General features: G+C 72.9%; 2 protein-coding genes. Both read right to left on the reverse strand.

Translation table 11 applies throughout. The features are described from left to right. A partial coding sequence (locus FIF60_RS21395; protein WP_144300312.1) for an AAA family ATPase occupies window positions 1-867 on the reverse strand: 867 nt, incomplete at its 3' end. Window positions 868-900: 33 nt separating this feature from the next. Then, entirely contained in the window at window positions 901-1515 is a 615-nt protein-coding gene (locus FIF60_RS21400) for a thioredoxin domain-containing protein (protein WP_239451753.1), read from the reverse strand. Window positions 1516-1805: the final 290 nt, after the last annotated feature.

Consider the following 1805-nt stretch of genomic DNA (forward strand, 5'->3'; position numbering starts at 1 on the left):
CTCGGCCTCGGTGGCGCGGACCGAGGCGGCGGCGGCTGCCTCCGTCGCCTCGGCGACGGTCCGGTCTGCCTCGCGCAGGGCGGCCTCGGCCGCGGCGTGCGCTGCGGCCGAGCGGGCGAGGCGGGCGGCGAACAGCAGCTCCTCCGTCTCGCGAAGCTGGGTTGCGATGTTGCGGTAGCGCGTGGCCTGGCGGGCCTGCTTCTTCAGCGTGGCGAGCTGCGCCTCGAGCGTGCCGAGGATGTCGTCAGCCCGGGCGAGGTTCGCCTCTGCCGCGCGGAGCTTGAGCTCCGCCTCGTGCCGGCGCGAGTGGAGGCCGGTGATGCCGGCCGCCTCCTCGAGCAGGGTCCGGCGGTCCTCGGGCTTGGCGTTGACGATCGCGCCGACCTTGCCCTGGCTGACCATGGCGGTGGAGCGGGCGCCCGTCGCGCTGTCGGCGAACAGGAGCTGCACGTCGCGGGCGCGCCACTCCTTGCCGTTCACGCGATAGGTGCTGCCGTGGCCGCGCTCGATCTTGCGGTGCACCTCAATCTCGACCGGCCCGGGCGGGCCGTCGCGCCCGTCATTCGCCGCCGAGTGCAGCGCTGCGGGCCCGGCACCAGGTGGCGCCTCGAGCATCAGCGCTACCTCGGCATAGCTCCGCTGCGCCCGCGTGGCGGTGCCTGCGAAGATCACGTCCTCCATCTCGCCGCCGCGAAGCGACTTGGCGGAGGTCTCGCCCATGGCCCAGCGCACGGCCTCGACGATGTTCGACTTCCCGCAGCCATTCGGCCCGACGATTCCCGTGAGCCCCGGCATGATCTCGACATGCGTCGGCTCGACGAAGCTCTTGAAGCCCGAGAGGCGTAGCCGTGTGAAGGTGAGCGCCATGGGCGAGGTCTGTCCTTGGGCTGCGGGGGGCGGTCAGGACCCCACGCCGGCCTCGCGCGCGAATCGCTCGAAGGCGATCGCGCCGGAGACGGCAGGGGTGCGGTTGTTGAAGACGAAGCTCGGCGTCGCCTCGATGCGGAAGCGCTGCTCGCCCTCGAGGCGGGCCTGCAGGATGCCGCGCTGGAGCTGCTCGTTCGCCATCACCGCGTCGTAGGTTGCGCGCGGCATGCCGGCGAGCGCGGCGACGCGGGCGAGGTCCTCGGCGTAGCTGCGCCGCGCCCATTGCGACTGGGTGCGCATCAGCGTCGAGATGAAGGCATCGTAGCGCTCCGGCGGCATGGCGCGGGCGACGGCGGCTGCGGCGAGGGCTGCGGGGTCGAGGGGGAAGTCGCGGAAGACGAGCCGCACCCTGCCTGTGTCGATCAGCTCCGACTTCACGCGGGGGTAGGTGTCGGCGTGGAAGGCCGCGCAATGGCCGCATGTGAGCGAGAAGAACTCGAGCACCGTCACAGGCGCGTCCGCCTTGCCGGACGAGCGTTCCGCGAGCATCGCCTCGAGAGGCGGCAGAGGCGATTGCGCGCCGGCCGGAAGGGCTGCGGCGAGGGGCGAGGCGCCCACAAGGGCTAGTAGGCGGCGACGGTCGATCACGGTTCTGTCCCCAAGATGTGGTGAAGATAGTCCCTGGCTGCCCGGAGAGTCGAGCATGCCGGACAACAGTGCGCCGAATGTGGCGCGGGTTCGGGCTGTGCGCCCATCACCTCGGCGCGACTTCAGCGCTTAGCCAGGATGTGCGCGCCGAGGCGGGCCAGCGCCGCCTTGAGCTCCCCCTCGGGCAGGGCGGCGACAGCCTCCGCCGCCCGTGCGCGTGCCTCCCTCGGCGGCGGGGGCGGCAGGCGTGGCGGCGCGCGCTCCCCCGCCCTGGCGGTGCGCGCCTCGGC

The sequence above is a fragment of the Elioraea rosea genome, assembly GCF_007644105.1.
Lineage (GTDB): Bacteria > Pseudomonadota > Alphaproteobacteria > Acetobacterales > Acetobacteraceae > Elioraea_A > Elioraea_A rosea.